The 25554-nt window shown below is 41.2% G+C and carries 14 protein-coding genes and 6 rRNA genes; 13 read left to right on the top strand and 7 right to left on the bottom strand.

Annotated features, from left to right (window positions below; genetic code table 11):
* Nucleotides 1–28 precede the first annotated feature (28 nt).
* Genes MMARC5_RS08545 through MMARC5_RS08560 form a run of 4 tightly spaced genes read left to right on the top strand, consistent with a single transcriptional unit; the run spans nt 29 to nt 4464 of the window.
* Complete coding sequence (locus MMARC5_RS08545; RefSeq protein WP_048058532.1) at nt 29–1096, top strand: DNA cytosine methyltransferase; 1068 nt, start codon at nt 29–31, stop codon at nt 1094–1096.
* A gap of 43 nt (nt 1097–1139) precedes the next feature.
* On the top strand, nt 1140–1565 hold the full coding sequence (locus MMARC5_RS08550) for a RecB-family nuclease (RefSeq protein ID WP_011869418.1): 426 nt from the start codon (nt 1140–1142) through the stop codon (nt 1563–1565).
* A gap of 27 nt (nt 1566–1592) precedes the next feature.
* Nucleotides 1593–2702 (top strand): hypothetical protein, encoded by a 1110-nt coding sequence (locus MMARC5_RS08555; RefSeq protein WP_011869419.1) that lies wholly within the window; start codon nt 1593–1595, stop codon nt 2700–2702.
* 10 nt (nt 2703–2712) lie between these two features.
* On the top strand, nt 2713–4464 hold the full coding sequence (locus tag MMARC5_RS08560; RefSeq protein ID WP_011869420.1) for a DNA-directed DNA polymerase II small subunit: 1752 nt from the start codon (nt 2713–2715) through the stop codon (nt 4462–4464).
* A gap of 21 nt (nt 4465–4485) precedes the next feature.
* Here MMARC5_RS08560 and MMARC5_RS08565 read toward each other — a convergent pair whose 3' ends face one another.
* A complete protein-coding gene (locus MMARC5_RS08565) occupies nt 4486–5256 on the bottom strand; it encodes a phosphoglycerol geranylgeranyltransferase (protein WP_011869421.1) in 771 nt (256 codons plus the stop codon).
* Nucleotides 5257–5675: 419 nt separating this feature from the next.
* A complete protein-coding gene (locus MMARC5_RS08570) occupies nt 5676–6761 on the bottom strand; it encodes a 3-dehydroquinate synthase II (protein ID WP_011869422.1) in 1086 nt (361 codons plus the stop codon).
* A 127-nt stretch (nt 6762–6888) separates the two neighbouring features.
* Between MMARC5_RS08570 and MMARC5_RS08575 the strand changes: the two genes are divergently transcribed.
* From MMARC5_RS08575 to MMARC5_RS08585, 3 genes are all read left to right on the top strand, one after another.
* The gene (locus tag MMARC5_RS08575; protein ID WP_011869423.1) at nt 6889–8445 is read left to right on the top strand and encodes a DUF2254 family protein; all 1557 of its coding nucleotides are present in this window, start codon (nt 6889–6891) and stop codon (nt 8443–8445) included.
* 93 nt (nt 8446–8538) lie between these two features.
* Nucleotides 8539–9435, top strand: a complete 897-nt coding sequence (locus MMARC5_RS08580) for an RIO1 family regulatory kinase/ATPase domain-containing protein (RefSeq protein WP_011869424.1) — start codon at nt 8539–8541, stop codon at nt 9433–9435.
* Nucleotides 9436–9472: 37 nt separating this feature from the next.
* Nucleotides 9473–10555 (top strand): 2-oxoacid:acceptor oxidoreductase subunit alpha, encoded by a 1083-nt coding sequence (locus MMARC5_RS08585; RefSeq protein ID WP_011869425.1) that lies wholly within the window; start codon nt 9473–9475, stop codon nt 10553–10555.
* 34 nt (nt 10556–10589) lie between these two features.
* Here the strand turns inward: MMARC5_RS08585 and MMARC5_RS08590 are convergent, their stop codons facing one another.
* Nucleotides 10590–11654, bottom strand: a complete 1065-nt coding sequence (locus MMARC5_RS08590) for a TIGR03576 family pyridoxal phosphate-dependent enzyme (protein WP_011869426.1) — start codon at nt 11652–11654, stop codon at nt 10590–10592.
* A 31-nt stretch (nt 11655–11685) separates the two neighbouring features.
* Complete coding sequence (locus MMARC5_RS08595; RefSeq protein WP_011869427.1) at nt 11686–11964, bottom strand: DUF2098 domain-containing protein; 279 nt, start codon at nt 11962–11964, stop codon at nt 11686–11688.
* A gap of 243 nt (nt 11965–12207) precedes the next feature.
* Between MMARC5_RS08595 and MMARC5_RS08600 the strand changes: the two genes are divergently transcribed.
* The 6 genes from MMARC5_RS08600 (at nt 12208) to rrf (MMARC5_RS08625) (ending at nt 22004) form a co-directional block, all read left to right on the top strand.
* Nucleotides 12208–13674, top strand: a 16S ribosomal RNA gene (locus MMARC5_RS08600).
* A gap of 146 nt (nt 13675–13820) precedes the next feature.
* A 23S ribosomal RNA gene (locus tag MMARC5_RS08605) occupies nt 13821–16788 on the top strand.
* A 58-nt stretch (nt 16789–16846) separates the two neighbouring features.
* A 5S ribosomal RNA gene (gene rrf, locus MMARC5_RS08610) occupies nt 16847–16961 on the top strand.
* 289 nt (nt 16962–17250) lie between these two features.
* Nucleotides 17251–18717 (top strand): 16S ribosomal RNA (locus MMARC5_RS08615).
* Between the two features lie 146 nt (nt 18718–18863).
* Nucleotides 18864–21831 (top strand): 23S ribosomal RNA (locus MMARC5_RS08620).
* A 58-nt stretch (nt 21832–21889) separates the two neighbouring features.
* A 5S ribosomal RNA gene (rrf, locus tag MMARC5_RS08625) occupies nt 21890–22004 on the top strand.
* Together the 16S, 23S and 5S rRNA genes form the textbook arrangement of a ribosomal RNA operon.
* A gap of 73 nt (nt 22005–22077) precedes the next feature.
* Here the strand turns inward: rrf (MMARC5_RS08625) and hisF are convergent.
* From hisF to MMARC5_RS08640, 3 genes are read right to left on the bottom strand one after another with little or no spacing between them, the layout of a single operon-like run.
* Nucleotides 22078–22896, bottom strand: a complete 819-nt coding sequence (hisF, locus tag MMARC5_RS08630; RefSeq protein WP_011869428.1) for an imidazole glycerol phosphate synthase subunit HisF — start codon at nt 22894–22896, stop codon at nt 22078–22080.
* Nucleotides 22897–22927: 31 nt separating this feature from the next.
* Nucleotides 22928–23722 carry a MinD/ParA family ATP-binding protein gene (locus tag MMARC5_RS08635; RefSeq protein ID WP_011869429.1) on the bottom strand — a complete coding sequence of 265 codons (795 nt, stop codon included), beginning with the start codon at nt 23720–23722 and terminating at the stop codon, nt 22928–22930.
* A gap of 11 nt (nt 23723–23733) precedes the next feature.
* Nucleotides 23734–25524, bottom strand: a complete 1791-nt coding sequence (locus tag MMARC5_RS08640) for a hypothetical protein (protein WP_011869430.1) — start codon at nt 25522–25524, stop codon at nt 23734–23736.
* Between the last annotated feature and the right edge of the window lie 30 nt (nt 25525–25554).

The raw sequence follows: 25554 nt of genomic DNA on the forward strand, positions 1-25554 counted from the left end.
TATCAGCACTTATTTTTACGTGGGAAAAATGAATTTTATAGATTTATTCTGTGGATGTGGCGGGTTTTCGAGAGGATTTGTCGAAATGGGATTTAAACCACTTTTGGCAATTGAACTGGACGAAAATGCGGCAAATTCCTATGCTTTAAATTACAATGGAATGGTTTTTGAAAAAAAATTAAACGAATTTTTAGAAAAAGAAATCTATTTTAAACTCGAAGATTTTTTGGTTCAAAATGATATCGAAGATTTTAAAAAATCAAATAATTATGAAAATTTAAATCCTGTCGTAATCAATGAGGATATAAGAGAAATAAATTCAAAATACATAACGAATAAAATTAAAAATACTTCTGATTCAAAAATAGATCTCGTTATTGGGGGGCCACCTTGTGAAGGATACACGGGTGCAAATCCAAATCGTGAAAAGATCCCATTCAACAGGCTTTATAGGGATGAAGTTGGAAGACTGGTTTTAGAATATATCAGAATTGTTGGCGATATTTCTCCAGAAGTTTTTGTAATGGAAAACGTTCCCGGGATTTTAAACTACGAAACCAGAGAAAATCTAGAAAAAGAGTTTTCAAGAGTGGGGTACGATGAATTGTATTTTCATGTTTTTGATTCTGAAAATTACGGGAACCCTTCACTTAGAAAACGGGTAATTATTTCCAATATTCCCTTAAATCTCGAAAAAACTGATAATATAGATGTAAAAACTGCTTTATCAAATATCGATAGAAATGCAATAAACAATGAAAAATATCCGCTTCCAGAAAAAATTGCAAAGAATATTCATAAAATTAAGATTGGCGGATCAGCAGTTAAGTTCAAAGCATGTGGTGGAGTTTTGGATAACTACATAAGGCTGTCAATGGAAGGAAACTCTGAAACTGTGATGGGAAAAAGGCGGTTTATCCATCCTGATGAAGATAGGCTTTTAACAGTTCGAGAACAGGCAAGACTCATGAGTTATCCTGATACTCATATTTTTGCAGGTGGAATTACTGCACAGTACAACCAAGTTGGGGAAAGCGTTCCCCCTTCACTATCTTTAGCAATTGCAAAAGAAGTTAAAAAATATTTTAACGAATAATAACAAAATAAAATTAAAATGAAAAATAACAAAGAGGATGCTCATGTTTATCGCACTTCACAACACTTTTAGTTCAAAACAGCTAGAAGAATTTACAAAGACAGTTTTTGGAATGGGGATTGATTCAGTAATATTTACAAGAGCAACAGGTTCAGCAGCTCAAAATGGAGTTCCAATCGCTCAGAAACTGGCGATAAAATTGAATAAAAATTTAATGTTTCTCGAAGACATCGACGATGCAGTAGAGATATTAAACCCTGAACGAGTAATATTGGTAGCAGATAGGGGGATTGCAAGTGAAAAAATCGACTTCAAATCAATTGGAAAAAGGGATTTAATCATTTTTTCAGGAAATTCTTCAGGTTTTTCAAAAAAAGAACTCGAAAAAGGAAATGGAATGCATATCTTAGAGAATAATATTGGGGCAATTGGCGAAGTTGCAATTTTCCTCTACAAAATGAACGAATAAATTATAATTTGTTAATCTGTGATTTCAGTGTTTCTAGACAACATGGAAAGTATTCGGGATTTGAATTTGATTGACGAAATAAATGATAGTTCAAACCTTAAATTAATCAAATATCGCTTAAAACTTTTATTTTGGAATAAAAACCCCGAAGTAACAGAAGAAGATAATGAAAAAGAATTTTCGGAGTTTTCAAGAGAATATCAAAATCTCTTAGGCGTATGTAGTACTGGGGAAATTGATATATTTTCAGAAAAAATAGATTATTTAACACTTATACTTGCAGCAAACTCTAAAAATCACAATATTTACATCAAAAAGCTTGCAGAAGAATATGCAGAAAAAATACCTCTTGAAGAGGGGGATTCGCGAGTAAATATTTGGGATTTTATCAATGTTGCGGCAAATTCAAGGAATAACGATTTACACCTTGAAAGAATGATTCTCGAAGGAGATATTGTTCTATTGAATAAAAAACGGCAGTCAATCTATAATTTCGAAAAGATAAGGTTAAAAATTAAAGATTACGTTGATAAAGTTCGAAATGCACAAATGCCAACGGAAATAAAAGATCTGCTCGTGAAAAAATCGGAAGAAGCATTTTCAGAAATTAAAATAGATTACAATATCGAAAGCGGAATTCGGGTAAGTACTAAAGAATATTCTGGAGAAATTCCAGAAGAATGGCATCCTCCATGCATGAGGGAAATTTTAAACGATATATTGTCCGGCGGTTCTCCATCGCACTACGCAAGGCGTAGTTTTGTTGTTTATAGATTTGTATCTCAATTCGATCCTAATTTAAGGCCAATCGAAGAAGGAACAATTACAAACAGAAGTGCGCAGGATATCGCAACGGAAGAACAAATCGAACGATTTTTAGATCAAATAATAAATATTTTTAAATCTGTTGGGGATTTCGATGTTGAAAAAACTAAATACTATATAAGTCATAATATTGGGTACAAAGTCGCAAACCATATAACGCACTGCGAGTACTGCAAAAACTGGCGTGATGATGGTGGAAAAGGGCTTGGATATTACTGCAGGCCGGACTCGACGTGTTCAAGGAAAGATATAATTCATCCTCTTGATTACCTGTGCCACAACATTAACAGACATGTAAAAAAATCAGAATAACCGTGAAATTATGATAAACGACTTTTTAAACATCCAGGTACTTTTAGCCCAGGATTCCTACTCAAGAATCCAAAATCTTGATACTGAAGATTTTTCAGATTTATTCAATAAGATAAAAGAATTTAAAAGTAAAAAGGACGATTTTATACTCCTTGATTCACATTTTTTAAACATTTTTTTGGGAAATAATTTAAAAAATATTTTTGAAGACTACGGAAAATTCGATTTTTTAGCATACTACACATCAAACGAAGTGGCGTCAGAAAATCAGAAAATTGTGGAACACGATGATTTTGAGCCTGTTGAACCGGAAGTTCCTATCGAAAAAGAAATTAAAAAAGAAACTAAAGTTTATGATCTCGATTTGGAAGACGTTGGGGAAGAAGAGCCCGAGCTCGATGAAATACATAAAAAATTGGAAGAAGAGCGAAAAGAAAGGCTTTTAGAAATAAGGTCTATTCGAGAAAGTGTTAATAACAAAATAAACTACTACGCAAAAGATATCGAAGCACAAATACACGTTTACGACGAATACGACGTTACTGGAAAATCAACGTGTGAGGGTACACTCGACGACTTTGTAAAATATTTTAAGGATAGATGCAGTACTTTAAGAAAAATAATCGAATTAAAGGTTCAAAAGAAAGCGTATCCCTTAAACCAGCTTTTCAGAAGAAAAAAAGAAAATGAAGTTTTCATTGCAGGGATTGTGTCAGACGCGAATACCACTAAAAACGGACACAAAATGATTGAATTGGAGGACGAAAACGGAACTTTCAGGCTACTTTTGATGAAAGACAAAATGGATAAAGGAGATCTTCCATCAGACGTTCTTTTAGATGAAGTCATAGGTTTTGAAGGAACTATTAACGATAAAGGAGACTTAATGTTTGTGGATAGGGCTTTTAGGCCCGATATTACCCCTAAGCCTACAAAAACAACAGACGAAAAAATATACACTGCATTTTTGTCAGACGTTCACGTTGGAAGCCACGAGTTTTCAAACAAAGTATTTGCAAAATTTATTAAATTCCTAAACGGGGAAGTAAATAGTGGTCTAGAAGAAAAAATAGTAAGTAGATTGAAATATATTTCAATTGCAGGGGATCTGGTGGATGGTGTTGGAATTTATCCTGGTCAGGAGTACGATCTCTATGATGTGGATATAATTTCGCAGTATGCAGAAGTTGCAGCTTATTTAGAACAGGTTCCTGAGCACATAAAATTCATAATTTCTCCTGGAAACCACGACGCGCTAAGACCTGCGGAACCGCAGCCTACATTTGATGAATCGATAACAAGCCTGTTTCCAAAAGAGAATGTAACTTTTGTTGGAAATCCTGGTGTTGTAAACATGCACGGCCTTGATTTATTATTGTATCATGGCAGAAGTTTTGATGATATTATTGGACAGGTTTCCGTAGCTCAATATACAAACCCTCCATCAATTATGAAAGAACTTTTAAAAAGAAGGCATTTATGTCCCACATACGGTGGACGGTGCCCAATAGCTCCGGAACATATCGATTATTTGGCAATACATACAGAACCAGATATTTTCCACACCGGACACATTCATATCAACGGTTATGGTAATTATCATGGAGTCAGGATGATAAACAGCGGTACGTTCCAAGAACAAACCGATTTCCAGAAAAGAATGGGTATCAAGCCTACGCCGGGAATTGTCCCGATACAGGATTTGTCTAAAAAAGAAACTCACGTAATTGAGTGGAATCAGGGAAAAATCGAAATAATTTAAGTTAATTTTTATTTTATTTTTTTATTTTTTAGATAACATTTTTAATTTATCCATTCCAGCTTTTTTGATAGCTTTTTTCATTTCTTCAACTGCTTTAGGGTCCTTTTCAGTTAAAGTTCCGGTTACAATTACGTCAGCACCGCTCATGACTTTTTCGTAAGCTACTTCTGGAGTTCTTATTCCTCCGCCGACGATAATGTTTATTCCACTTAATTTTTTGGAAACTCCAATCATTTCATTGTTTACTGGGTACTCTGCACCGCTTCCAGCTTCAAGGTAAACCCATCTCATTCCAAAGTATGATGCCGAAAGACTGTAAATTCCTGCAATTTCAGGTTTTTTCTGAGGAATTTCATTTACTTCACCTACAAATCCAACTGCAGTTTTGCTTATCGGTTCAATTCCAAGGTAGGCCATTGGGAGTGTTTCAAGTCCGTATTTTTTAATCGTGAGGGCTCCAAGGGTTGGTGCAGTCATGTTCCAGTAGGTATTTTTCGAGTTCATCAAACTCATGAATAATACTGCATCGGCTTCTTTTGTAACTCCGTCAACGTTTCCAGGGAATAAAATTACTGGAAGGCCGGTGATTTCTTTGATTTCTTTTGTAACTTCATCAAGGTTAATGATTCCAATACTTCCCCCGATAATTATCGCATCAGCGTAATCCTTAACGTGATTTGCGATTTCTCGGTAGTTTTTTTCGTCAGGATCTATTAGTACGAAGTAAGCAGCCCCTTCTTCTTCGATAATATTATTTAATTTTGATTCAATTTCTCCAATTTTGATCTGCATAATGGCCCTCTGTAATAGTCAATTTTGATTTTATGACGTTATGATATTTCATTTATTTATTAATTTAGGTATAATTTTAGCGCCTATTTTTTTAGATTTTTCCAAAATACGGACATTTTACAGGTGAATTTTTAAAAACGCTAATTTTTGATCTATAAAATATGATGAATGACAATAATTATCACACATAGGTTTATATCGTCAGAAGAAAGACACTCAGTGTCCACTAGTGGATAGTTAGATACGGTGAAAATATGGAACCAATAATAACAATGACTTTGGGAGCTTATGTGGCATTTTTGGCTATTATGTCACACGTAGCTTACAAAATCTACCTCAAAAGATTTATAAAACTCTAAAAATCGATACTAATCTTTTCTATTTTCCTTATTTTCAAAATTAAAAAAGTAAAAATTAAATTATTTTTCTACAATGGTTTCTTTAATCGCCATTCCGAAGTGTCGTGCGTTTTCATCAGGTTTTATCAATACCTTGGTTCCAACCTTTAAATCAACAACTGAAACTGGTTTTCCATCTTCTCCAACTAATCGGATTGTTTCTGCGTTTTGGAGGATCGTTCTTAGATTTTCTCCATTATATTCTGCTTCAACAAGGAAAAGCGGCCTTTTTTCGATTTTTACGCGTCCGATAATGGATTCTCTCGTTTCGCCGTTTTTATTAACGACTAAAACTTTATCTCCTGCTTTTAAATCGCTTAAATATTTTGTTTTATTTTCCGGGCACAAGATATAGGCATGAACAGGTCCGGCATTTACCCTAAACGGTCTTGTAGCAACGTACGGGTTTTCAACGGTTTCTGAATGGACTAAAAACATTCCTCTTGAGTACGATCCAATTAACATTCCTTCCCCCATTTCCATCATGGAACAGGTGTCAATACAGACCCTGTCACCACTTCCAACAGGTTCGATTTTTGTAACTGTTGCGTAGTCGAGTTTTAAGCTTTCAGAGTTCATTCTTTCAATTAATTTTGAGAAATCTTTTACTTCATTAATGTCTTCGGGAATTAAAACAACTCCGTCAACACCTTTTTCTAAAATTTCGTATGCAGCTTCCGCATCTTTCACGTTAGTTACAACTGAAACGATTTTTATTTCTTCACCGAATAAATCCGCGATAATGTTTTCAAGCGGGATAATTGTCCAGTCGCTTCCTTCTAAAACAACGTAATCGACAAAATCAAGTTTGCTTACTTCTGTAGCATATACTTCATCGTCTTTAGTGTTTATTTCAACGTAAACCGCAGTTTCCTTTCCAGAGAGTTTTGCAGATTTTAAAATCTCCAAATCCTCTCCTTTATTGATTAATACAACATCTGCATCGAGACTATCCGAAACGATTTTTATGTTTCCAAGTTCTCTTACAGAGCTTATTTCTTCCTTTTCGACCATTAGTCCAGGAATTGAGCTTTCAAGAGCATCTTTTACAGACTCCATTCTCTCTTCGGAATCGGTTCCTGTTGTTTTTATCCATCCAAATTTCATATATTCACCATGCCTATATTTTGAACCAAATACGCCGCATTGATTCTTAAATTGATATGTATTTAATCTATATATTTTTATTTATAATTAATTAGTATATTTAATTAAACAAAACCGTGTGGTCAAGATGCTCTCAAAAATTTGTAAAAACTGTTCTTATATGTGGAATTATCTGTTTTCAAAAGAATGGTTTCAGGTACTTATAATTGCCACAGTTTCAGTAGTACTTGCTTATTATTCTCTATTTTATTTTGCGTGGGGGACGGGCTTTGATGAAAATTTAAGATATATTTTAAGTACTCTACCGCAAACTCAGGGGGCAATTGTTGGAATTGTTGCATCGATTTCAATTGTAGCAATCCAGATGGTAAGTCAGCAGTATTCAACGAGAATTACGCATCTTCTGCTCAACAAGACGTTTTGGGGATTTATAATTTCATATATCGTATCAATGAGTTACGAAGTTTTGATACTCGGGTTTATGCCTACAGCGAGAATTCCGCCCATTATTTGGGGATACGAAGTACCATATTTCGTTTTAATCGGTATTTTATTCTTCTTCGTTTATTTTGATTTTTTGATACTTTTACCATACATGAAAAACACGATCAATGGATTAAAACCTGAAAATGTTATTGAAAGCTTGATAAATTCAATTTCAAAAAGTGAAATAAAAAATTACAAAGCGTTAGATTCTGAAACTAAAGATTACCGCTCTGCAAGAAAGATACCAAAAAACACACTTAGAACAGTTTACTACATAATTGAAAAAAGTTTAAAGTCTAGCCACTACATGACTGCAAGAAATGGGATAATTCTTCTTGGAGCAAACTATTCGGTTTTAGCAAAAAAAGGCAACTTTAAAAATAAAAAATTCTTTGAAAGTTACATTGATAACCTAAAAAATTTAGGATTAAGTGTTTACGGAACTTCGCTTTCCATTTCACGGGAAGTAATAATTTCGCTTGAAAAAATTGCGAAGTACGAATTTGAACGAAACTATGATCTATCAAAAAGGGCAGTAAACGGAATTAAAAGAATCGGACTTTTGTATGCTCAAGAATATGAATTAAAAATTGATAAGGCAGACGAAAAAGAGTTAATACATATTGTATTTGAAAAACTTGGAAATATTGTGAAATTTATACTTTCAAAACCAAAACAAAGGGAAAAATCACACCCCGAACAGATCGAATTCAAAATTATGATGTATTCAGAAATTTTAAGAATATTTAAGATTATTTTGGAAAAATTAAATGCAAGAGGTATCCTGAAAAATAACGCAGCTGGAACTTTAATTTTAGACGCACTGAATAATTTTTCAGAACCCGCAATTGAATTTATTACAAAAAATGAAAATTCAGAATTTGTATCAGAAATCACACTTCAAACTTCAGAAACACTGAAAAGTTTCGTAAAATTAACATCTGAAAATAAAAAATTAAAAGATTTAGAAGAAATTACGAAGATTTATGGCATAATTTTAGATTCAACGTATGAAAAAACAAATGAAAAAGCAATAGATATGATATTATCCGATATTTCAGAAATTTGGGATATTTCACAGAATAATTTCAAACAGATATTTGGAATGGACGATATTGTTGAGAATATTGATAATACTGAAAAAATAAAATATGCAGATGATTTACGAGAACAATTATTACAAAAAATTTCAAAATAAGATAATAATTAAAATTTTATAGCACCAGGAATGAGTAATATTAAAAAATAAAAGCGTGAAAAAATCGAAAAAGTACTAAGTTCAATAAGGGAAATGGAAGATAAAGACTGGAAACTTTTAAAAATAATTGAAATTTCAATGAAAAATCACGAATGGGTACCTATTCAGGACTTAAGACGAAAAACAGGATTTCATGAAAAAGAAATAGTTTTCAGGCTCGGAAGATTGAATAAATTTAAGTTTACTAACAAGTCTAATTATGGATACAGGCTTTCTCACTGGGGATACGATGCTTTAGCGATGAATGCGTTTATAAAAAAGGAATTAATTGCAGGAATTGGTGGAAAAGTTGGCGTTGGAAAGGAAGGCGACGTTTACCACGTAATGCTTACGAATCACCGTGAAGCTGTTTTAAAATTCCACCAACTTGGGAGAACCTGTTTTTCAATGGGGAAAAGATACAGGGAATATCTTGCAAATAAAAGGCACATCAGCTGGCTTTATGCTTCACGGCTCACTGCTGCAAGAGAATTTGAAGTTTTAACAATGCTTTTTCCAATTGTAAAAGTTCCTGAACCAATTGAACAGAACAGGCACGCAATAATAATGGGAAAACTTCATGGTGAAGAATTAAAGCGTGTAAATCTTATTAAAATAGATGTTGATCCCGAAGAATTCTTCTGGAAATTAATGGCAGAAGTTAAAAAAACATACGATTTAGGAATTATTCACGGAGATTTAAGTGAATTTAATATATTAATTGATTCAGAAGGAGATTTTGTACTTATTGACTGGCCTCAGGCGATTGAAGTTGGAAAAAAAGGAAAATTGGACAAATTGCCATTTGAAGAAGTGGAATATGATGAAGAATACTATTTAAAAAGAGATATTGAAAATTTGTTAAGGTATTTTAAAAAGTACGGAATCGACAAAGACGTGGATAAATTATATAATTATGTTCTTGGAGATATTAGTAGCGAAAATGTATAATGGATTTTGAATAATTTACGGATATTTCGGTGATTTAATGACAAAAGTTAACTTCATGCAGGGAAACATGGCATGTGTTGAAGGCGCAATAAAGGCAGGATGCAGGTTTTTTGGGGGATATCCAATTACTCCTTCAACTGAGATTGCAGAAGGAATGGCAAAAAGACTTCCAAAAATTGGCGGATTTTATTCACAAATGGAAGACGAAATTGCAAGTATTGCATCAATAATTGGTGCAAGCTGGGCAGGTGCGAAGTCAATGACTGCAACAAGTGGTCCAGGAATGAGCTTAATGCTTGAGAATATCGGCTATGCATACATGACCGAAACGCCTTGTGTTTTGGTAAATGTTCAAAGAGGTGGCCCTTCAACAGGACAGCCAACCGCAGCCGCTCAAGGGGACATGATGCAAGTGAGATGGGGAAGTCACGGAGATTACGAACCTATTGCGCTCTGTCCATCATCAGTTCAGGAAATGTATGATTTTACATTAATTGCATTTAATTATGCAGAAAAATACAGAATACCTGTTTTTGTAATGGCAGATGAAATTTTAGGACACATGAGAGAAAAAGTAGTTTTACACGATGATATCGAAGTAATAAACCGTGAAAAACCAGAAGAAAAACCTTGTGCTAAGCCATATCCATTTGATAAGCAAATTCCTCCAATGCCAACATTTGGTGAAGGATACAATGTTCACATAACGGGTTTAACTCACGGTGAAAACGGCTACCCTGACGTTTCAGCAGAAACACACGATAAATTGGTTAGACGAATATGCAATAAAATTTTGGAAAATAAAGATGATATTGTATTATACGAAGGAAAGTACTTGGACAGCAAAACAATGTTTATCTGCTACGGAACCCCTTCAAGAACCGTAAAGCACACGGTTGAAACTTTAAGGGTTGAGGGACAGGATGTTGGATACATCAGGTTAAAAACAGTATTTCCATTTCCCGGTGAATTAATAAGCGGACTTAAGGCTTCAAAGATTATAGTTCCAGAAATGAATTTAGGCCAGATTTCAGAAGAAGTTATGAAATACGCAAAATGTGACGTATTAGGATGTGGAAAAATCGGTGGAGAACTCCATAGGCCCGAAGAATTAATTTAAAAATTTAAAAAAGTTATTTTATTTTTTTAGTATTTTATTTTAAAGAATTTAAAATCGCATTTAAGATATATTCGTCAGAGATTCTTTCTGCATCTTTTGAACAGAAGTCTATTCTTATGTTTTTACTTGCACCAGGCATGCCTGCCGCGGTAATTGTAACTATTCCGTAATTTTCGAGTAATTTTAATGCAGTTTCAATTAATTTTTCTTCTGACGGGTTTTTTATTATGAACCCAGTCGGAGTTTTTTCAAAATCAAGTTTTTCAGCTTCAAAACAAGCCATATCTATTTTTTCTGCACGTTCAAATGCATTTTTTAAACTATTTAGGTCAAAGCTTTCAAGGGCAGTTACTACTGCAGCCATAATTGGAGCCTGTGCTTCAAGTCCAAATTTCAAGCCTTCAGAATATATCATATCAACCAAATTTTTATTCCCGCCAAGAAGTCCTGCTCTTGGGCCTTCCATGAGTTTGTCCATACTGGTTACAACTATATCTGCACCCATTTCGAGAGCAGGCATTTCCTCATAAAGTTTTCTAAGGCGAGCACCTGAGGCATCATCAAAAAATACTGGTGATTTTTTAGATTTTGCATAAGATATTATTTTTTCTGCGATTTTCCCAGAAACTATTTTATGGTCCATTGTAGCCCCAGTTATAACTGTGAGGGCATTTTCATCGATTTTTGATAGAATTTCTTCCAATGAATCGCTTTCAAAGTATTCCATCCCAAAAATTTCGCAACTTCGCGGAATCGATGGATGTGCAGGTTTTTCTGGAACGTAATGGACCAGTTTTTTAAAAGACTTTGAAAGAGCCATAATTGTAGATAATATTGCTGAAGAAGTTCTGTTAAAACATACTACGTTATGGATTTCAGAATTTCCAGATAAATGGATTAAACCAGCGTTATTTATCTTTTCTGAAAATATCGCGGGTCCAACATATGTTTCAATCAATTCCAAATGCTCTTCACATATTTCAAATCCGCCACAAAGGCCGGTTAGGTCGTAAATGCCGGTTCTACCAGTATCTTTTATTTTTTTTCTTATTATTGTTCTTGCTGAATTTACCCGGTTTAGTTCCAAAAGACTGTCCATAACTGCACCCTGATAATTGAAATTATACTAATTAACCTGCTCCACATCCACAACTGTTTTCAGCAGCATCGAGGTCAATTTCTTCTCCGATTACTTTTTCAATCAGCTCTTGTTCTGATTCTTCTTTTTCAATTTTTTTCTGATCTGTAACTTCTAGAAGTTCGGGTCTGTAAAATATATTATTCTCTAAAAGAACCCATTCTTCATTGTCTTCTGATTTAATTGATTTGACGGTTCCATGTGTTCCTGTGTTGATGTATTTTACATAGGAACCGATTTCTATGATTTTACCATTGCGGTCAAGAGTCATAGATTCACCTCATTTTTAATATTCCTTCGTGTGAAATATATACTATCGTTTCAAACCTAAAAACATTGCACTATCCATATCACTTGCATATTATGCAATTGAAGTGAACACCTGACTGAAACACTCAGGTGCGATGTAAGCCTACAATCTAGGTGAAACCTAGATAGCAACCAAATGTCATTTCCTTTAATGTAAAATGATGTACTCCACGAGAGGGTGGCGTAAAATCCTTTTACGCTACTAATTCCGGTTGATCCCGCCGGAGGCCACTGCTATTGGGATTCGACTAAGCCATGCGAGTCTATGGTTTCGGCCATGGCGGACGGCTCATTAACACGTGGTTAACATACCCTCAGGTGGGGGATAACCTTGGGAAACTGAGGATAATACCCCATAGAAAAAGCAGTCTGGAATGATTCTTTTTCGAAAGCACATGCGCCTGAGGATTGGACTGCGCTCGATTAGGTAGTTGGTGGGGTAATGGCCCACCAAGCCTACGATCGGTACGGGCCTTGAGAGAGGGAGCCCGGAGATGGGGACTGAGACACGGCCCCAGGCCCTACGGGGCGCAGCAGGCGCGAAACCTCCGCAATGCACGAAAGTGCGACGGGGGGATCCCAAGTGCTCATGCACAGCATGGGCTTTTATCAAGTGTAAACAGCTTGAGGAATAAGGGCTGGGCAAGTTCGGTGCCAGCAGCCGCGGTAACACCGACGGCCCGAGTGGTGGCCACTCTTATTGGGCCTAAAGCGTCCGTAGCCGGTCCAGTAAGTCCCTGTTTAAATCCTGCGGCTTAACCGCAGGACTGGCAGGGATACTGCTGGACTTGGGACCGGGAGAGGACAAGGGTACTTCAGGGGTAGCGGTGAAATGTGTTGATCCTTGAAGGACCACCTATGGCGAAGGCACTTGTCTGGAACGGGTCCGACGGTGAGGGACGAAAGCCAGGGGCGCGAACCGGATTAGATACCCGGGTAGTCCTGGCCGTAAACTCTGCGAACTAGGTGTTAGGTAGGCCCCGTGCCTATCTAGTGCCGAAGGGAAGCCGTTAAGTTCGCCGCCTGGGGAGTACGGTCGCAAGACTGAAACTTAAAGGAATTGGCGGGGGAGCACCACAACGGGTGGAGCCTGCGGTTTAATTGGATTCAACGCCGGGCATCTCACCAGGAGCGACAGCATGATGACGGCCAGGTTGACGACCTTGCCTGAAGCGCTGAGAGGTGGTGCATGGCCATCGTCAGCTCGTACCGCGAGGCGTCCTGTTAAGTCAGGTAACGAGCGAGACCCGTGCCCTATGTTGCTACTTTTTCCTCCGGGAGAAAGGCACTCATAGGGGACCGCTGGCGCTAAGTCAGAGGAAGGAGCGGGCAACGATAGGTCCGCATGCCCCGAATCTCCTGGGCTACACGCGGGCTACAATGGCTAGGACAATGGGCCGCAACCCTGAAAAGGGACGCAAATCTCCTAAACCTAGTCGTAGTTCGGATCGTGGGCTGTAACTCGCCCACGTGAAGCTGGAATCCGTAGTAATCGCAGTTCATAATACTGCGGTGAATGTGTCCCTGCTCCTTGCACACACCGCCCGTCACACCACCCGAGTTGGGTTGAAGTGAGGCCTTGGCCTTTGGCTAGGGTCGAACTTGGGCTCAGCGAGGGGGGTGAAGTCGTAACAAGGTAGCCGTAGGGGAACCTGCGGCTGGATCACCTCCTAAAAAAAGAACAATGGTTGCTACTAGGCACTAAAAGATTGTAGGCTGTTAGTTGCTCAGTCCATGATATTAGATATTATGGACCGAGGACCGGATTTTTAGTGAAGGTCGTGCATAAGCCTCCGTATCTGGTGTTATCCAGATGCCTAGATTTATCTATTACCCTATCTGGGGAATGGCTTGGCTTGGAACGCCGATGAAGGACGTGGTAAGCTGCGATAAGCCCAGGCGAGACGCATACAGTCATTGAACCTGGGATTTCTGAATGGGACTTCCTACTTTGTAATCCGTTAAGGATTGGGAACGCGGGGGATTGAAGCATCTTAGTACCCGCAGGAAGAGAAATCAATAGAGATTCCGTTATTAGAGGCGATTGAACGCGGATCAGAGCAAACTGAATCCCTTCGGGGAGATGTGGTGTTATAGGGCCTTCTTTTCGCCTGTTGAGAAAAGCTGAAGTTGACTGGAACGTCACACTATAGAGGGTGAAAGTCCCGTAAGCGTAATCGATTCAGGTTTGAAGTGTCCCTGAGTACCGTGCGTTGGATATCGCGCGGGAATTTGGGAGGCATCAACTTCCAACTCTAAATACGTTCCAAGACCGATAGTGTACTAGTACCGCGAGGGAAAGCTGAAAAGCACCTTTAATCGGGTGTGAAAAGAGCCTGAAACCAGATAGGTATGGTATGACACGGCCCCAAAGGCAACTATATTGAAGGAAACCGTCGCAAGGTGGCTGTACGAAGTATAGAGCCAGGGTTGTGTCGTCCGTTTCGAAAAACGGGCCGGGGAGTATATTGTTGTGGCGAGCTTAAGATCTTCACGATCGTAGGCGTAGGGAAACCAACAAGTCCGCAAAATCTTGAGGGACGGGGTCTTAAGGGCCCGGAGTCACAGCAATATGACCCGAAACCGGGCGATCTAGGCCGGGGCAAGGTGAAGTCCCTCAACTGAGGGATGGAGGCCTGCAGAGTTGTTGCCGTTCGAAGCACTCTTCTGACCTCGGTCTAGGGGTGAAAGGCCAATCGAGCCCGGAGATAGCTGGTTCCCTCCGAAGTGACTCTCAGGTCAGCCGGAGTTTAGATAGTCGGCAAGGTAGAGCACTGATAAGGTGGTTAGGGGAAGAAATTCCTCGCTGTTTTGTCAAACTCCGAACTTGTCGTCGTCGCATGCTCCGAGTGAGGGCATACGGGTAAGCTGTATGTCCGAGACGGGAATAGCCGAGACTTGGGTTAAGGCCCCTAAGTGCCGATTAAGTGTGAACACGAAGGGCGTCCTTGGTCTAAGACAGCAGGGAGGTTGGCTTAGAAGCAGCCATCCTTTAACGAGTGCGTAACAGCTCACCTGTCGAGATCAAGGGCCCCGAAAATGGACGGGGCTAAATCGGCCGCCGAGACCCAAGGGCACCGAAAGGTGATCCTGTAGGGGGGCGTTCTGCGAGGGCAGAAGTTCGGCTGTGAAGTCGAGTGGACCTCGTAGAAATGAAGATCCCGGTAGTAGTAACAGCATAAGTGGGGTGAGAATCCCCACCGCCGAAGGGGCAAGGGTTCCACAGCAATGTTTGTCAGCTGTGGGTAAGCCGGTCCTAACTCTCGAGTTAACTTCTTTGAGAGGAAAGGGAAACAGGTTAATATTCCTGTGCCATCTAAATACGCGTGGCAACACTAGGTTAGTTTCCGACGCTTCTGGGTAGGCTGAGTGTTCTTGTCTGGGCATTCAAGCTTATAAGTCCGGGGAGAGTTGTAATAACGAGAACCGGATGAAAGAGTGATGAGCTCTCCGTTAGGAGGGTTCGGCCGATCTCTGGAGCCCGTGAAAAGGGAATTAACAAGGATTTTAGATGTCCGTACCCAGAACCGACACTGGTGCCCCTAGGTGAGTATCCTAAGGCGTAGCGGATGAATCTAGTCGAGGGAAGTCGGCAAATTGGCTCCGTAACTTCGGGAGAAGGAGTGCCAGTGATCTTGTTTATATATGGGATCGCTGGTCGCAGTGACCAGGGAGGTCCGACTGTTTAATACAAACATAGGTCTTAGCGAGCCTGAAAAGGTGTGTACTAAGGCCGACGCCTGCCCAGTGCTGGTACGTGAACCCCGGTTCCAACCGGGCGAAGCGCCAGTAAACGGCGGGGGTAACTATAACCCTCTTAAGGTAGCGAAATTCCTTGTCGGGCAAGTTCCGACCTGCATGAATGGCGTAACGAGACCTCCACTGTCCCCGACTAGAATCCGGTGAACCTACCATTCCGGCGCAAAGGCCGGAGACTTCCAGTGGGAAGCGAAGACCCCGTGGAGCTTTACTGCAGCCTGTCGTTGGGGCATGGTTGTGAGTGTACAGTGTAGGTGGGAGCCATCGAAACCTTTTCGCCAGGAAAGGTGGAGGCGACCCTGGGACACCACCCTCTCATGACCATGTTCCTTACCCTTTTAGGGGACACCGGTAGGTGGGCAGTTTGGCTGGGGCGGTACCCTCCTAAAAATGCATCAGGAGGGCCCAAAGGTTGGCTCAAGCGGGTCAGGACTCCGCTGTTGAGTGTAAGGGCAAAAGCCAGCCTGACTTTGTTGCCAACAAAACGCAACGAAGAGGCGAAAGCCGGGCCTAACGAACCCCTGTGCCTCACTGATGGGGGCCAGGGATGACAAAAAAGCTACCCCGGGGATAACAGAGTTGTCGCGGGCAAGAGCCCATATCGACCCCGCGGCTTGCTACCTCGATGTCGGTTTTTCCCATCCTGGGTCTGCAGCAGGACCCAAGGGTGGGGCTGTTCGCCCATTAAAGGGGATCATGAGCTGGGTTTAGACCGTCGTGAGACAGGTTGGTTGCTATCTGCTGGATGTGTTGGCTGTCTGAGGGAAAGGTGGCTCTAGTACGAGAGGAACGGGCCGTCGGCGCCTCTAGTCGATCGGTTGTCTGACAAGGCATTGCCGAGCAGCCACGCGCCAAGAGATAAGAGCTGAAAGCATCTAAGCTCGAAATTCATCCTGAAAATAGACAGCCGTTTCCTTCGGGAACGAGAACATCTGTAGAAGACAGGTTTGATAGGCTAGGGGTGTACGCATCAAGGTTTTCCGAGATGTTCAGCCCGCTAGTACTAATAGTTCAAGAGATAACTTAGGCATCTGGACACTTAAAGATACGGGGGCAATAGATGCACTTTTAATTTAACTCTTTGACATAACGGTCACAGCGGAGGTGTTACATCCGATCCCATCCCGATCTCGGAAATTAAGCCCTCCAGCGATTCATTAAGTACTGCCATCTGGTGGGAACAATGTGACGCCGTTAGTCACTTTTTATTTTAGGTATTTTAATTGGTATATTTAAATTAAGGGATTTTTTAGATTATAATTCTCATCAAATTAATTTTTTATATATACTATCGTTTCAAACCTAAAAACATTGCACTATCCATATCACTTGCATATTATGCAATTGAAGTGAACACCTGACTGAAACACTCAGGTGCGATGTAAGCCTACAATCTAGGTGAAACCTAGATAGCAACCAAATGTCATTTCCTTTAATGTAAAATGATGTACTCCACGAGAGGGTGGCGTAAAATCCTTTTACGCTACTAATTCCGGTTGATCCCGCCGGAGGCCACTGCTATTGGGATTCGACTAAGCCATGCGAGTCTATGGTTTCGGCCATGGCGGACGGCTCATTAACACGTGGTTAACATACCCTCAGGTGGGGGATAACCTTGGGAAACTGAGGATAATACCCCATAGAAAAAGCAGTCTGGAATGATTCTTTTTCGAAAGCACATGCGCCTGAGGATTGGACTGCGCTCGATTAGGTAGTTGGTGGGGTAATGGCCCACCAAGCCTACGATCGGTACGGGCCTTGAGAGAGGGAGCCCGGAGATGGGGACTGAGACACGGCCCCAGGCCCTACGGGGCGCAGCAGGCGCGAAACCTCCGCAATGCACGAAAGTGCGACGGGGGGATCCCAAGTGCTCATGCACAGCATGGGCTTTTATCAAGTGTAAACAGCTTGAGGAATAAGGGCTGGGCAAGTTCGGTGCCAGCAGCCGCGGTAACACCGACGGCCCGAGTGGTGGCCACTCTTATTGGGCCTAAAGCGTCCGTAGCCGGTCCAGTAAGTCCCTGTTTAAATCCTGCGGCTTAACCGCAGGACTGGCAGGGATACTGCTGGACTTGGGACCGGGAGAGGACAAGGGTACTTCAGGGGTAGCGGTGAAATGTGTTGATCCTTGAAGGACCACCTATGGCGAAGGCACTTGTCTGGAACGGGTCCGACGGTGAGGGACGAAAGCCAGGGGCGCGAACCGGATTAGATACCCGGGTAGTCCTGGCCGTAAACTCTGCGAACTAGGTGTTAGGTAGGCCCCGTGCCTATCTAGTGCCGAAGGGAAGCCGTTAAGTTCGCCGCCTGGGGAGTACGGTCGCAAGACTGAAACTTAAAGGAATTGGCGGGGGAGCACCACAACGGGTGGAGCCTGCGGTTTAATTGGATTCAACGCCGGGCATCTCACCAGGAGCGACAGCATGATGACGGCCAGGTTGACGACCTTGCCTGAAGCGCTGAGAGGTGGTGCATGGCCATCGTCAGCTCGTACCGCGAGGCGTCCTGTTAAGTCAGGTAACGAGCGAGACCCGTGCCCTATGTTGCTACTTTTTCCTCCGGGAGAAAGGCACTCATAGGGGACCGCTGGCGCTAAGTCAGAGGAAGGAGCGGGCAACGATAGGTCCGCATGCCCCGAATCTCCTGGGCTACACGCGGGCTACAATGGCTAGGACAATGGGCCGCAACCCTGAAAAGGGACGCAAATCTCCTAAACCTAGTCGTAGTTCGGATCGTGGGCTGTAACTCGCCCACGTGAAGCTGGAATCCGTAGTAATCGCAGTTCATAATACTGCGGTGAATGTGTCCCTGCTCCTTGCACACACCGCCCGTCACACCACCCGAGTTGGGTTGAAGTGAGGCCTTGGCCTTTGGCTAGGGTCGAACTTGGGCTCAGCGAGGGGGGTGAAGTCGTAACAAGGTAGCCGTAGGGGAACCTGCGGCTGGATCACCTCCTAAAAAAAGAACAATGGTTGCTACTAGGCACTAAAAGATTGTAGGCTGTTAGTTGCTCAGTCCATGATATTAGATATTATGGACCGAGGACCGGATTTTTAGTGAAGGTCGTGCATAAGCCTCCGTATCTGGTGTTATCCAGATGCCTAGATTTATCTATTACCCTATCTGGGGAATGGCTTGGCTTGGAACGCCGATGAAGGACGTGGTAAGCTGCGATAAGCCCAGGCGAGACGCATACAGTCATTGAACCTGGGATTTCTGAATGGGACTTCCTACTTTGTAATCCGTTAAGGATTGGGAACGCGGGGGATTGAAGCATCTTAGTACCCGCAGGAAGAGAAATCAATAGAGATTCCGTTATTAGAGGCGATTGAACGCGGATCAGAGCAAACTGAATCCCTTCGGGGAGATGTGGTGTTATAGGGCCTTCTTTTCGCCTGTTGAGAAAAGCTGAAGTTGACTGGAACGTCACACTATAGAGGGTGAAAGTCCCGTAAGCGTAATCGATTCAGGTTTGAAGTGTCCCTGAGTACCGTGCGTTGGATATCGCGCGGGAATTTGGGAGGCATCAACTTCCAACTCTAAATACGTTCCAAGACCGATAGTGTACTAGTACCGCGAGGGAAAGCTGAAAAGCACCTTTAATCGGGTGTGAAAAGAGCCTGAAACCAGATAGGTATGGTATGACACGGCCCCAAAGGCAACTATATTGAAGGAAACCGTCGCAAGGTGGCTGTACGAAGTATAGAGCCAGGGTTGTGTCGTCCGTTTCGAAAAACGGGCCGGGGAGTATATTGTTGTGGCGAGCTTAAGATCTTCACGATCGTAGGCGTAGGGAAACCAACAAGTCCGCAAAATCTTGAGGGACGGGGTCTTAAGGGCCCGGAGTCACAGCAATATGACCCGAAACCGGGCGATCTAGGCCGGGGCAAGGTGAAGTCCCTCAACTGAGGGATGGAGGCCTGCAGAGTTGTTGCCGTTCGAAGCACTCTTCTGACCTCGGTCTAGGGGTGAAAGGCCAATCGAGCCCGGAGATAGCTGGTTCCCTCCGAAGTGACTCTCAGGTCAGCCGGAGTTTAGATAGTCGGCAAGGTAGAGCACTGATAAGGTGGTTAGGGGAAGAAATTCCTCGCTGTTTTGTCAAACTCCGAACTTGTCGTCGTCGCATGCTCCGAGTGAGGGCATACGGGTAAGCTGTATGTCCGAGACGGGAATAGCCGAGACTTGGGTTAAGGCCCCTAAGTGCCGATTAAGTGTGAACACGAAGGGCGTCCTTGGTCTAAGACAGCAGGGAGGTTGGCTTAGAAGCAGCCATCCTTTAACGAGTGCGTAACAGCTCACCTGTCGAGATCAAGGGCCCCGAAAATGGACGGGGCTAAATCGGCCGCCGAGACCCAAGGGCACCGAAAGGTGATCCTGTAGGGGGGCGTTCTGCGAGGGCAGAAGTTCGGCTGTGAAGTCGAGTGGACCTCGTAGAAATGAAGATCCCGGTAGTAGTAACAGCATAAGTGGGGTGAGAATCCCCACCGCCGAAGGGGCAAGGGTTCCACAGCAATGTTTGTCAGCTGTGGGTAAGCCGGTCCTAACTCTCGAGTTAACTTCTTTGAGAGGAAAGGGAAACAGGTTAATATTCCTGTGCCATCTAAATACGCGTGGCAACACTAGGTTAGTTTCCGACGCTTCTGGGTAGGCTGAGTGTTCTTGTCTGGGCATTCAAGCTTATAAGTCCGGGGAGAGTTGTAATAACGAGAACCGGATGAAAGAGTGATGAGCTCTCCGTTAGGAGGGTTCGGCCGATCTCTGGAGCCCGTGAAAAGGGAATTAACAAGGATTTTAGATGTCCGTACCCAGAACCGACACTGGTGCCCCTAGGTGAGTATCCTAAGGCGTAGCGGATGAATCTAGTCGAGGGAAGTCGGCAAATTGGCTCCGTAACTTCGGGAGAAGGAGTGCCAGTGATCTTGTTTATATATGGGATCGCTGGTCGCAGTGACCAGGGAGGTCCGACTGTTTAATACAAACATAGGTCTTAGCGAGCCTGAAAAGGTGTGTACTAAGGCCGACGCCTGCCCAGTGCTGGTACGTGAACCCCGGTTCCAACCGGGCGAAGCGCCAGTAAACGGCGGGGGTAACTATAACCCTCTTAAGGTAGCGAAATTCCTTGTCGGGCAAGTTCCGACCTGCATGAATGGCGTAACGAGACCTCCACTGTCCCCGACTAGAATCCGGTGAACCTACCATTCCGGCGCAAAGGCCGGAGACTTCCAGTGGGAAGCGAAGACCCCGTGGAGCTTTACTGCAGCCTGTCGTTGGGGCATGGTTGTGAGTGTACAGTGTAGGTGGGAGCCATCGAAACCTTTTCGCCAGGAAAGGTGGAGGCGACCCTGGGACACCACCCTCTCATGACCATGTTCCTTACCCTTTTAGGGGACACCGGTAGGTGGGCAGTTTGGCTGGGGCGGTACCCTCCTAAAAATGCATCAGGAGGGCCCAAAGGTTGGCTCAAGCGGGTCAGGACTCCGCTGTTGAGTGTAAGGGCAAAAGCCAGCCTGACTTTGTTGCCAACAAAACGCAACGAAGAGGCGAAAGCCGGGCCTAACGAACCCCTGTGCCTCACTGATGGGGGCCAGGGATGACAAAAAAGCTACCCCGGGGATAACAGAGTTGTCGCGGGCAAGAGCCCATATCGACCCCGCGGCTTGCTACCTCGATGTCGGTTTTTCCCATCCTGGGTCTGCAGCAGGACCCAAGGGTGGGGCTGTTCGCCCATTAAAGGGGATCATGAGCTGGGTTTAGACCGTCGTGAGACAGGTTGGTTGCTATCTGCTGGATGTGTTGGCTGTCTGAGGGAAAGGTGGCTCTAGTACGAGAGGAACGGGCCGTCGGCGCCTCTAGTCGATCGGTTGTCTGACAAGGCATTGCCGAGCAGCCACGCGCCAAGAGATAAGAGCTGAAAGCATCTAAGCTCGAAATTCATCCTGAAAATAGACAGCCGTTTCCTTCGGGAACGAGAACATCTGTAGAAGACAGGTTTGATAGGCTAGGGGTGTACGCATCAAGGTTTTCCGAGATGTTCAGCCCGCTAGTACTAATAGTTCAAGAGATAACTTAGGCATCTGGACACTTAAAGATACGGGGGCAATAGATGCACTTTTAATTTAACTCTTTGACATAACGGTCACAGCGGAGGTGTTACATCCGATCCCATCCCGATCTCGGAAATTAAGCCCTCCAGCGATTCATTAAGTACTGCCATCTGGTGGGAACAATGTGACGCCGTTAGTCACTTTTTATTTTAGGTATTTTAATTGGTATATTTAAATCAATGGTTTTTCTAAACTATCAAAAAAATTTAAAATTATAGTCTTACGGAAATATTGTTTTTTTCAATTTCTTTCTTTAAATCATTAACTGTACATTCCCTGTAGTGTAAAATACTTGCCATCAATGCAGCATCTGCTTTTCCATCTTTAAATGCATCAACAACGTGTTTGGAATTACCACAACCTCCGCTTGCAATAATTGGAAGGTTTGTATTTTTAGATATTGATTTCGTCAATACTAAATCGTACCCGTCTTTTGTGCCGTCTGCATCCATACTAGTTAAAAGAATTTCTCCAGCACCTAAATTTTCAACCTTTTTAGCCCATTCTATTGCATCGATACCAGTTCCTTCCCTCCCACCATAGATATAGACTTCAAACCAGCAGGAACCAAGTTCTGTTTCAAAGACGTTCTTATCTTTTAAATTTTCGTCCTGAATATCTGTTATATAGTTTCTTTTTACATCCATTGCAACAACAACACACTGAGTTCCAAAAATTTCAGAAGCTTCTTTTATCAGTTCTGGAGTTTTTACTGCAGAGGTATTTATGGAGATTTTATCAGCACCAGCTCTTAAGATCTTTCTAAAGTCATCAACAGTTTTTATTCCTCCACCAACTGTTAGTGGGATAAATACTTGTTCAGCTGTTCTTTTCACAACATCAATAATAATATCTCTTTTTTCAAATGATGCAGTAATATCTAAAAATACAAGCTCATCAGCACCCTGTTCATTGTAAATTTTGGATAGTTCAACGGGATCTCCAGCATCCCGTAACTCTACAAAATTTGTTCCTTTAACAACTCTGCCTTCTTTAATATCGAGGCAGGGAATAATTCTTTTAGTAAGCATAAATTCACCAAAAAAGTAATAAATTGATTTTTTAAAATTCTTCGTTTTCTTCAACTTCTTCTCTCTTTTTAGAAGTCATATCTTTTAATTCTTTTGCTACTTTTAAAGCCCTAACTGCGGCAAGGTCTTTTTTAATATAAACTTCAGCAAGGTCTTCTGCCAAATAACTTAATTCTTTACTGAATTTTGACTTCATCTGAACTGCAGGAACGTTTTCCATCCATTGGGTTTCCACTTTTTTATCATAAGGTAATATTGCAATAATGTCATCAAGTGCTTCGTCAAAGTCTACCGTATCTTTGAATTTGTTTACGATAACACCAATACAATCAATATCTATTGCGTAAAGAAGTTCTTTCGTCTTCATTGTGTTTGCGATTCCAGGAATACTGTCTTCTGCAACTACTATCATTTTATTTACTACCTTTTCTTCTAAATTTAATGAGGAAAATAATAAATTTCCTTCAGTAATATTTGGAGGTAAATCTAGAAGAACAATATCGTAGTTATCGTTCAAAACTCTTATTAATTCAAGCATTCTTTTTTGATTTATTTCTGTGTTGAACGAATTTGGTGTAGAATCTGCAACGATTACCGAAAGGTCATCAAACTGGTGAATAATATCGTTTAAAGCACTCGTTCCAGAAAGGTAAGAATTTAGTGTGTGTGGACTGTCTTCAAATCCAAATAACAATGCCCCGCATCCTGCGTAAATGTCGCAATCTACATAGACCGTTTTTGTTTTATCGCTTAGATAATAACCAATATTTGCAGCAATGGTCGTTTTTCCAGTTCCGCCTTGTATATTATAAAATCCCAATCTCATACTACCACGTCCTAGCTATTGAGTGAAATTGTATCTGGTGCTTTTGCTATAACCAATTTTCCAGTTGAATCATACAACTCTGTCGAAGTACCTGCTATCCGGGTCATATTTTCTCTATAAATCGTTATTTTTGCACTATCGTCTGCATTTACATATACTTTATCGTTTCTGATAATGATTTTGCTGGTTCTGTAAGTTTCAGCCCAATCTGCATATTCTTCAAATGAACAGATCCAAGTATTTTCGTCATTTAAATCGTATATTGTATTGGTATCGTATTCGAATACATCAGCAACGTAAATTCCGTATTCTTCATTGTATGGTTCGATGTATATTTCTTCAATGAAGTGCATTCCGTTTATTTCATTGTTATTTAATCCAGGAATTTTAATAACTGCAATTCCGTTCATTTTATCGTATCCGATATAGTCCGGGATTACCAAATAATCGATTCCTTCAATATTTAATTTCCATGTGATATTCTTGTTATCCTTGTTAAAAACGGCATCTAATAGATCTTCATCGCTCGAGAAGAGTAAAAGCCCGTTTGCGCCGCCAGTCATTGCGTAAGCGTAATTTTTAACGTACCAGTGTTCAAAGTAGTCATATCTATCGTTAAAATCTGTTTCTTCACTTAGACTAGCAAAATTTCCCTCAACGGACCAGTAATTTCTTGAAATACTTTCATCATCGTTCCAGTAGTCTTCTCCGTCGTAATGGTAATAGTTGTTTTCAGAACCTGCACCTTCATTCCAGTGTCCCAATCTTTCAGAACCACTATATGAAATTGTATCTGGGTAGTAACCTCCAGTAGGGTCGTCCTGAAAAGTTTCTGGTGCTTTATCAACATATATTAATGGATAGTAACTCATCGCAAGTAAATCCTGAGTATTTGGATAATTTCCGTAATCATTATATTGTATATGTGTGTAAAAATCAGAATATCTCTTTTTAAACCAATAACTGTTTAAAAGATCTTCTTTTTCATCATCAGATATGGAAATATCTTTTATTATATCTATATTTTCAGAACCTGTTGAAATATATGTAATTCCAATTCCAAGAAGTTCAGAAACTGCTTTAATCCCATTTAATCGTTTGTTAATTGTGGATTCGTCCCTTAAATCAACGGTTATTTTTCGGTCTGCAACAGAAATCGAACTTTCTCCACTTTCATCCGGAATAATATTTTGTACAACAATTCCATTAACTACAACCGAATTATGGTTTGAAGGAACTTTGTTAATGTATGCGAAAGTTTCACCTTGACTTGCCACATATCTTCCAATAAAATCAATTATTTCCTGGTTTTCGAGATCTATATTGTATGGAATCAATAATTTTCTAGGCTTAATTTCGTAATAGCCATCATCATATATTTTTGAACTGATGGATGCTTCAAATATCGTTTCTTGAGGTGTTTCTTCATTGGGAGTATTGATGTATATATATGCACCATTTTCATCCCGATAAACATAACTTTTGGGAATTACTGAAGAACCCTGCACCAAAAAATCCGAATTTCCAAAGTCAGGTATTCTATTGGCTATTTCTTTAGATTCGACGAGTCCGATGTATTCTAAAAGCGTTGCTGTTTCGGGAGTCATGGTAAAATCAGTTCCAACGTAGATTACCACAATATTATCCGAATTCAGATAATATTCAAGTTTTTCTATGTCTTGTATATTCGAAATATCAACATAGGCAATTGGCGTTGTAGATGCCCACTTGTACGGTATCGCATTTGTGGTTCCCAATAACATAAATGACACAAGAATCAAGCCAAAAAATCTTAGCTTCATTAAATCACCGCAGTATTGTTAATAACAATT

It is taken from the genome of Methanococcus maripaludis C5 (assembly GCF_000016125.1).
GTDB lineage: Archaea > AGJL01 > Methanococci > Methanococcales > Methanococcaceae > Methanococcus > Methanococcus maripaludis_D.